The sequence below is a fragment of the Formosa sejongensis genome (assembly GCF_033447105.1).
Taxonomy (GTDB): Bacteria; Bacteroidota; Bacteroidia; order Flavobacteriales; family Flavobacteriaceae; genus Formosa.
Genome location: NZ_JAWQUN010000003.1, coordinates 361,213 through 370,711 on the forward strand (window position 1 = coordinate 361,213; position 9,499 = coordinate 370,711).

A 9,499-nucleotide genomic window follows, 5' to 3' on the forward strand; every position below is an offset into this window, starting at 1 on the left:
ATGTTTTAAATGGTATCAGCATCTATTTTATCGTATTCAGCATGGGTTCCAATAAATCTTATAAACGCCCATTGTCTATCAAAATTAAATTTCACAATAAGTCTATAAGAATTCCCTATAATATTAAATACCACTCTGCTATCTTTTAAAATACTAGCATTTATATACGTCTGTTTAATGTCGTTAGGTGAAGTCCAATTAGAATTTTTTGCAGTTTCAAACCACGTTTTTAAATACTGTTCAGAATCAGCATGCTTCTCCCAAAATTCTCTCAGAGTTTTCTTTGCTATTATTCTTTTCATAATTAAAATTCCTTTGTAAAGATAACAAAAGTTCTCTTATTAAGAACTTTTGTTGTTATTTATTTTTAATCTTATAACCTCAACTATCTCAAAAACAAAAAACCCATCACGCACTTAAATTATAACATTCAAATGCGTGATGGGTTACTTAAATCTTAAAGTTGTGGCTGATTCCACAAACGATACGGATCGTCATGAGCTACCATTTCTGCTAACAACAACGCTTCCATTTCTGCTAATTTCTCGGCATATTTTGGGTTTTCAGCTAAATCGGTTTCCATCTCTCCTGTTTTACCATGTTCTGCAACATATTCAAATGGATTTTCGGCTAAATTAAATAATTGCGTTTCATGAATCTCACCATCCATCGTATCATATTTAATTAATTTCCAATCCCCTTTTTTTACAGCGCGCATCCCTGGTTTTGTACCTCCAGCATATACACCATACATCACATCTCTAACCGTTTCTTGTTCTCCTTTTAAAACGGGCACTATACTTTTCCCTTCTACAGTTTCAGGAATTTCTATACCTGCTAAATCGCATAAGGTTGGTAATACATCTGACAAATACATATTACCTTGTACACGTTTTCCAGTATCTAAACCGGGACCTTTTACTATAAATGGTACACGCCAAGTGTGTTCGTATAAATTTTGTTTTCCTTGTAAACCATGTCTACCAATAGCCATTCCATGATCGGAGGTATACACTATATAGGTATTGTCTAACTCTCCAGTTTCTTCTAATTTCTTCAACACTTTACCTAACTGAATATCTATATTTTCTGAACATGCAAACTCGCGTCCCATTTCATTTCTAATCGTGTTTTCATCTCTATTTTTCCAAACACCGCTAACGCGTTCCTCATCTCTGAGTTCTGGATGCCCATGAAAAAAGGGATGTGCTTCTAAATAATTTTCTGGTAATTGTGGTTGCTTTTCATTTAATGGCGGCAGACTGTTTTTATCTTTATGATTAATAGCGCCATATTTATCTAACAATTCTGGCGTTCCGTTTCTAGTGTCATGTGGATGCGAAAATCCAAAATAGATAAAAAACGGTTCCTCTTCTACACCTGCTTTTTCAGCTGCTTCTCTCTCATTTAAATAGGTTAACACCTGATCTGCATGCCATGCACTTCCGCTTTCTTCGGTACCACCACGCTTGGTTGCATCGTGAACTTCGGTAAATTGTCTATTGGCTCCAGGATACGAATTTCCTTGTTTACAAGTACGCATTGTTTTATATCCTGCTCTGTTAAATACAGCTCCAATAGTCTGCTCATCGATAGGATTCGCCAACGTATCTAACTGAAATTCTGCGCTTGGCGGCAAATGCCATAGTGTTCTCCCACTCATTATCATATGTCGAGATGGTGTACACACAGCGCCATTCATAGAACCCATATGTCTTGCGTCTTCAAACACGATACCTTCCTCTGCTAATTTGCTAATATTGGGCGTTTCTAATATCGATTTTGCATTATAGACTTGTAAATCTAAAGGGGATTGATCATCCACAAGAACGAATAAAAAATTCGGTCGTTTTTGAACTTCTGCAGTGGTTGTTTCTGCTTTAGACTTACTGTCTTTACAGCTTGCTACTAGTGCTAACAGTGCAATTGCTAAAATTTTAATTGATTTCATGTTACTCATTTAGTTTGGTTGTTTGTATTTTAATCTAAGGTATACACTATTGGTTTTATAGTGCCATCGGCGTTAAATTCCATTTTTTCAAAACATGCCGAACGTTTATAAAAAGATCCGTTATTTACATCTCCACGCTGATAAAAGAAATACCACGCGCCTTTAAATTCTATAACCGACATATGCACGGGAGCATCCTTTTGTTCATTGGTGATATAGCCTTTAAATGCTGCACGTGGTGCTGTAGGTAATGGTGAATCTGACATCCAATAGCCCGTTTTCCATCCTTTACGGCCCATAAAATAATAGATATCATTGCGCTTAAAACAAAAGACAGCTTCATTAATCTCTTCGTCGCTAAGTCTTTCCCAAGACCCATCAAGTTCGACCATATTATCTTTAAGTTTTGCACCCATAACATGACGCCCCTTATCTCCTATATTCACTTTCGTGTCACTTCCATAAATATAAACCTGTCCATCGTCGTCTATAAAGACTGTAGGATCGAAAATTGATGTTATTTTATCTGTAACAGCTGCTTCCCAAGGGCCTAGTGGTGTCTTACTTTTAGACACACCAATATGTGTTTTATCGTAAGGAAAATAGAAATAATACCAACCGTCTTTATAAGCGACATCCGGCGCATTCATTTGTCCCTGTGCCCAGTCGTAATTTCTAGGTTCTAGAACGACACCATGGTTTACCCAATGTACCAAATCATCCGATTCTAAAACCAAATAATCTTTCATAGTACTATAACTCACGGCATCGTCTGCATCGTGCGAACAATACACATAAACTTTACCATTGTAGACTTCGGCCGCAGGATCAGCGGCATACATAAAACCGTTATCTCCTAGTTTTAAAATCGGATTTTGAGCTATACAAATGCTTGTCGTAAAACTAACAGCCAAACAACTTAGAACGTTTATGATATGTTCAAAATTCATATTAAGTCGTAATTATAATCGCATCTACTTTTAATTAATAAAATTGTCAGTTTAAACACAGTTAAAAAGCCTAGACTCTCAATCTCTACTCTGCTCGATTTGACAGTCAATTAATCTATTCTTTTATAATTAAAACTTGATCCCTCTTAAGTTGTCAACATTAAAATCTACAGACTTTTTCTTAAATGTAATTTTTACAGGCACTTCATTATCTAATGATAATTTTCCATTTTCACGTCGCAAAACGACATTTCCAATCTCCCCAGCAGTAATGGTATAACCATGGGCCTTAACCTGTTTTCCGTTACCTATAAAAATAACCCAATCTCCATTTTCTTCTTCAGACACTAAAGCATACGTAGCATCAGATTCCATGTCTTTATAAGTTACAGTCTTATGATTTGCTGATGAAAACACCACATCTTTCCGACCCGATTTATGAGTTACATTTAAACCGACAAATTCAGTGTTTCCTTTATCATCTTCGAAATTAGAGATAGACGCTATACTTTTCCCTTTAGCTGAAGTAAATGGTTCGTAAACGGAAACAAAAGGATGTTCCCAAGCGGCGCCATGTTGTCTTGCTGCAATCGTTAAATAAGGTGCTTTACTCACATCATATGGTAATCCGTGGTTGCCTTTAAAGGCTTTGTTTGATGGTGATTTAATTGAAAACACTTCGCGGCCTTCAGTACCCATCATCCATAAATTCATAAACACATCGTCTGTACCATCAGCCATATCAATTTTCCATTCGGCTTGATAATCGTCATCTAACTTTAACGATTGTTTATCCCACATATAATCTAACGCGTATAAATGTCCGCCAGCGAATCCCATTTCATCACTTGGCGTAAGTGGTAACAAATTGCCATCGACATCCATTATCTCCATAGTCTGACCTAAATTATGATAGAAATAATCGTGGAATTTATCGCCTTCTTTTTGCTTTTTAGAACGGAACACATCAATATAATACCCTGTATCTTCACCCGTTTTAACAATGCTCACCAATCGTGTTTGGTCACTCATCGTTTCTGGCTCTAAGAAATACACATCAGAATAGGTAATGTCTTTATAATATCCTGTTTTTTGTTCAGATTTAGGATATTCTCCAATTAAATCGAAAGCATGATAACTCAACATTTCTGTATAAGACGACACACCGTCCACCATCACGGTATTGTGTGCCGGAAATTGCGAATAGTATTCTAAATACACCGGTTGTAAATACCCCGCACCTTTACCAGGATCACCGCCTTGTACGAAACCTTTTCCATACAATTCCATATTAATCCCATTCGCGTGCATGTGGTTTCCTAACGAACCATTTAAAGACACCATCATCCCATCGTCTCCAGTTCCCATACGTTGCACATGCCAGCTCACATTTGGTGCATAAAACGTTTGAGTAACATAATCGCCTAGATTCGCTTTGTCATACTTTGGATTAAGCTCTAATGGCTTACTTGCAAAAAATGAACTGATATTCGCTTTAGGCTTTCTAGGCTTATCTCCTTTTTGCTCTGGAGCAAATAATTTATATAATCCGGTAAACTCTTCTTCCATTTCCGCATCGTCTGTTTTTTGAGCAATACGAATCATATCATCAAAAGCATCTGGACTTAAAGCGCTGTAATTACTGTCTCCAAAAGCAACCGTTTGTCCGTTAGGAAACAAATATTGAGGTAACATTTTTACCGCCGTTTCCATAGTTGGCATATATGGTAAAATATTATGATCGTAAGTGTTATTAAAGTCTTCTATAAAGTGCGTTAAATCTTTAGTAACTCCCATAGAATACCCTGGACATTCTGCCCAAACTCCATTGTTTTTATCGTAACCGTATTCCATAAATTTGTTAAGCGACCATTGGCGTGTAGAGGTTACATTTAATATATAATCGATATAATATTCACGTCCTTTTTGGTCTTCATAATTTTCATTATCCTGTAACACCATCGCTGCTTTTAGAATAATTTTAGCTTGATGCAGGTTCCAGTTATTTTGAGGTACACCATTTTTTATAATCTGATCGACCCAACGCTTAATTGTTTTATCGTACATCGGGATGTTCTCCGGATGATTTGCTTCTATATACGGATGTAAAAAATCGTATAATTCAGCAACATCTATTAATACGTTCTCATGAATCACTTGAAAATTGGTAAATCCTACAAGCGTTTGTATATGACCATTCATTAAATCTATAGGCTCACTACGATACGACATTCCTTCCATATAGGTGTTGAAAATGTCGTAAGCAAATTGCGCGTAAGACGGATCGTTTTCTAACCAATATAAAAAAGCTGCATCGCGACCAAGCTCGATAATTTGTGAATTAATATTATAAATCACACGCCCTGATTTAGATATTTCAGCCCATTCAAACGGATTCCCTTCTTTACTTCTATTTGGTAACCACAACCCTCTTGGGTCGTCCATATACGGTTTTACATCTTCTAATTTTGGTGTGCCGTAAGGTGTTGTATAATCACGTGAACCACAAAATTTCACTGTTGGCACAGGCGCTTCTCCATCGGCATGGGAATAGTTAATACCATTTATATATACATTAGTAGATTTGGTATTCCAGTACATTTGTAACCGAGACACCATCCATTCATTATCTGTTTCATGACGTTTTACATGCCCGTCTACACGATCGTGTAAACCATTAGACACATCCTTTGCCCATTGTTCATCTTTAATCGTTTTTTCTAAATCCTTTTTCTCAGATTGTGTTATATATATTCGGGGATATCCTTGTTCCAACTCACTTGGCAACGGAATTTTCACATCCTCTTGTGCCATAATTACATTTGTAAAAACACATAATCCCATGGCGATTATCCCTGTTTTTATAGTCTTTAGTCCCATTTGATAATTATTAATAGACATAGTATTTGTTTGTTTATGTGTTTGTTCGTTTATTAATTTTCTAAAGGCGTGTAAATAATGGTGATTTTTCCAGTTTTCACAGCTTCATTTCCTTTAATTCCGATACGAAATGCAGGACCTCCTTCTCTTAAATGCTCAACAGGAACTTGAACATCTTCAATAGTAACATCGAAACCTTCAGCTTTAATTTCTGCTTTTACTTTCTGATTTTCGGATGTTAAAATTACCATATGATCATTTACAACTTCATAATCATTTAACGTCATAATTGCTGTTCCAAATTCAATCGGCTCAGTGGCTACAAAATAATCTTCGATTGTAATCGTTCCGTTACCTGATTTATCATTAATCATAGTGCGCTCTAGAGTTTCTAATAGTGGTAATTCGTAGGCTGGTTTAAGATCTGCTATCACTACATCTTTATCATCACTAAATTCAGTTTTTGTAATTACGCCTTTAAATTCTTTTCCATTAGATTGTATTATATTATTAATCATAGGCACAGGATGTCCCCAAGAACTACGCGCTTTATTATCTGGAGAAAATGAACCTGCTCTGTATGAAGGCGCTCCAATATCTCCCGACATGATTTCTGAGCCTAATACTAAAGTATACGTTCCCACATCACTGTGGTTATGGTTTTCGGCATTATGGCCTGCTTTAAATGCTATTGAAAATGGATTCGTTTGTTTTCCTCTGGAAATAACCATTCCAAGATCATCAAAATACGTCTGATTTGGTAATTCTGCAACTATTGGATTTTCTTGAACTTTAAAAAGTTCTGGATTGTTCCAAGCTATTAATTGCTCTGCAGCTTCCTCCATTCTAATTTCGTTAGGCACAATTGCACCGTAATGTTCTGCAGATAATACATTAGCAAAATTACTTCCTGAACTTGAAATAGAAGATACACCGTCTGCAAATGGTGCACATTTACCATTTTGGATTTCAAAATTCTCAGGGAAATTACCTACATTTTTTAGTTTTTCAGGATTATCAAATGCAAACAAATCGATACGACCGTCTGAATAATCTGAAAGAATTTGAGCCAAATATAAATAATGTCCGAAACCATAACCCCAATAGCCTAAACCTTCAGAACAATAGCCATCGTCTCCAAATCCGCTTAAATAATACGACATACTATTTATTGCAGATCCAACCGCTGCTAAACGCTGGTCGTAACTATCGGAATTTGTAAGAATGGTTAACAAAGCTCCACTTGTACACACAGAATTCCAATTACTTGTACTTTTAATCCATGTGTTATTTTTGTCTAAAAACTCTGTGCTTTTTAAATACGTATCAGTAATACGTCTTTTAATATTTGCATTGATTTGATCGTTTAAATCTTGAGGTAATTTTTCCCCTAATAGCGATTCTGCCAATGCTAATACCGATCCAAATTTACGAGCTCCTAAATCGATAGATACACGTCTACCTTCCAAAATACCATTGTTTCTATCGTCGTGATTCGGATGCACCCATGATTTCATAGCCATAATAGAATCAGAAAATGTTTCTATTTGTGGAATAAAACGCCCTTTATTTTCAATACATTCTGCCAAAACAAAATGTTCTAATCGATCCATGGTACGATAATATCTAGGCTTATAAATCCCTCTATTTCCATCTTTATTAGCTAAACGATAAATACTATCTGTAATTGGCACTTCGGGTTTGCTATCTAATAAACTATTGGCTTTTTCTAAATACGCCTGCCCTGATGTAGATCCTGCAACTCTATCCCAATACACGCGATCAGAAATTTTTGGAGCAGGTTGAAATTGGTCTTTTGGCATTACTTTTTTAAGTAGTGCTATTTGTTTAGTTGTCGGATACAAGGTATCTGCATTTCCTAATTCTAAATATTCCTGAATGTTTAAAGTTTCTAGTTTTATTTCTGGTTGTGTATTACAAGATGTTGCTAAAAACAACAGTGACCCTAATAATAGGAAAAGGAGTTTAGATGATATTTTTTTTATAGTCATGATACAGTTTGTTTTGCTTTTTCTAAAATTTTTAGTTCTAGGTTATCATCGCTTTTCTGTTTTCGTTATCTAGTAACACGTTAGCATATCCAGAATAGGACATCTATTTTTACAACATAAACTCAAGAGAAGGTTTAGGTGCTTTTGGGCGAAAATCAATTTATACTTTAAAAAAAAATCATCCAAATTGAATATTATTCGCCTTGGATGAATAAAAAAAACCAATTCTAACATGTCTATAAGACTTAAAAAACAATAACCAATGCAATTTAATTTTTGTTTACCAAATATTGAATAACTTATCGTTCAATTACTATAACACAGAAACCATTTTACATAGATACAGCAAGGGGTTAAGTAAATTTAGAAGTTTTTTAAATATTCTTTATTCGCTTCATATTATTTTTCTATCTAACATTAACTTTTCACAAATTTGACCCAACTTAATTATTCATTTTTTTAATGAGTCTCATTACATTTAGAAATAATTTTATGACTCATTATCAATCGTGTCCTAAATAATATTATATGTTAATTTTTTTCATTGATAAAAAAATCTAGGCTTACGAACTTTTATCTAAATTTTTCGTTCACTATCTAAATTTAAAGAACTCGCTACTGAAAATTTAGACAAATAGTTACATTCGTTTAGCTCAAACAGCTTTAAATTTTACGATACTTTCTCTTCAAATTTTACGATAAATTTTCTATAGGCCATTCAAAAAACAAAATTCAACTTATATATAAATAAGGACATCTCTCAGCACAACTAATTCCATAAAGTAAATAGCAGTAAAACTTAAAAAAAAGAGACTAATAGTTTAGGATGCTATTGATTTTACATACTAAAACATGGTATGATTTATGTTTATTATAGGTATGAAGAAACTTATAATTATATTTTTAACTTTCCTAATAGTAGCCTCTTGTAAACAAACTCAAAAAATTACAGATGCGATTTCAAAACCTACAGCCAAAGCTGTTTTTGAACGTAATTTTAAAGATAATGATAGTCTATTTCAGCTTTACAATCGGACATACTCAAAGGCACAAAACAATAATCTTGAATTAGAATTACCAACCATTATACATTCGAAATCGGACACTTCACGTTTTAAAATTTTAGCTTATACTTTGCATTTGAGACATGGTGAACGCTTTAAACTCGAGTCTAATATTGAAGCAGATAGTTTACAACTAGTAATAGATGTATATGCTTTTGATAATGATTCTATAGTTTCAAAAAAAACAGTTGTATCAAATGCACCTGGTTCCAATACCATTTCATTTGATGTCGCGTCTAGCAATCGTTATAAAGTAGTTATTATACCTCATCAAGATATCCGAAAAAATTTCAGTATAAAACTATTTACAGAACCTACCTATGCTTTTCCTGTGAGTGGAAAGGACAATTCTGCCATTCAAAGTTTTTGGGGAGCCACACGAAGCGGAGGAAAACGTTCGCATGAAGGCATCAAGACCGTTGCAAGGTCAAATCAATTGAATCTATTATTATATTGAATAACTGTTTGTAAATTAAGTTCTCAAGTCTTATTTTTAGGTTATGAAATTACAGAAAGCCCCAACCTTAGCGGACAGCATTTGCGATTTACGATCAAGAAAGATAAAAGCAACATTTTTTAGTCAGATAAATGAGTTAATCGATTGGGCTAAAATCGAAAAAGTAATAGATTCTAGTTATTGTA

General features: G+C 34.5%; 6 protein-coding genes. 1 reads left to right on the top strand and 5 read right to left on the bottom strand.

What is annotated here, in order from left to right:
• Positions 1-5: 5 nt before the first annotated feature.
• From R6X41_RS05645 to R6X41_RS05665, 5 genes are all read right to left on the bottom strand, one after another.
• Positions 6-302 carry a type II toxin-antitoxin system HigB family toxin gene (locus R6X41_RS05645; protein WP_318498244.1) on the bottom strand — a complete coding sequence of 99 codons (297 nt, stop codon included), beginning with the start codon at positions 300-302 and terminating at the stop codon, positions 6-8.
• Positions 303-457: 155 nt separating this feature from the next.
• Entirely contained in the window at positions 458-1,951 is a 1,494-nt protein-coding gene (locus R6X41_RS05650; RefSeq protein WP_318498245.1) for a sulfatase family protein, read from the bottom strand.
• Between the two features lie 29 nt (positions 1,952-1,980).
• Positions 1,981-2,901: a family 43 glycosylhydrolase gene (locus R6X41_RS05655; protein ID WP_318498247.1), complete on the bottom strand. Its 921-nt coding sequence runs from the start codon at positions 2,899-2,901 to the stop codon at positions 1,981-1,983.
• A gap of 129 nt (positions 2,902-3,030) precedes the next feature.
• A complete protein-coding gene (locus R6X41_RS05660) occupies positions 3,031-5,802 on the bottom strand; it encodes an endo-acting ulvan lysase-like protein (RefSeq protein ID WP_318498249.1) in 2,772 nt (923 codons plus the stop codon).
• Positions 5,803-5,834: 32 nt separating this feature from the next.
• On the bottom strand, positions 5,835-7,793 hold the full coding sequence (locus R6X41_RS05665) for a heparinase II/III family protein (RefSeq protein WP_318498251.1): 1,959 nt from the start codon (positions 7,791-7,793) through the stop codon (positions 5,835-5,837).
• Between the two features lie 879 nt (positions 7,794-8,672).
• Between R6X41_RS05665 and R6X41_RS05670 the strand changes: the two genes are divergently transcribed.
• A complete protein-coding gene (locus R6X41_RS05670) occupies positions 8,673-9,314 on the top strand; it encodes a hypothetical protein (RefSeq protein ID WP_318498253.1) in 642 nt (213 codons plus the stop codon).
• Positions 9,315-9,499 lie beyond the last annotated feature (185 nt).

Coding starts and splice junctions, on each gene's coding strand:
- R6X41_RS05645 (WP_318498244.1), bottom strand. CDS start 302: ATGAAAAGAATAATAGCAAAGAAAACTCTGAGAGAATTTTGGGAGAAG.
- R6X41_RS05650 (WP_318498245.1), bottom strand. CDS start 1,951: ATGAAATCAATTAAAATTTTAGCAATTGCACTGTTAGCACTAGTAGCA.
- R6X41_RS05655 (WP_318498247.1), bottom strand. CDS start 2,901: ATGAATTTTGAACATATCATAAACGTTCTAAGTTGTTTGGCTGTTAGT.
- R6X41_RS05660 (WP_318498249.1), bottom strand. CDS start 5,802: ATGTCTATTAATAATTATCAAATGGGACTAAAGACTATAAAAACAGGG.
- R6X41_RS05665 (WP_318498251.1), bottom strand. CDS start 7,793: ATGACTATAAAAAAAATATCATCTAAACTCCTTTTCCTATTATTAGGG.
- R6X41_RS05670 (WP_318498253.1), top strand. CDS start 8,673: ATGAAGAAACTTATAATTATATTTTTAACTTTCCTAATAGTAGCCTCT.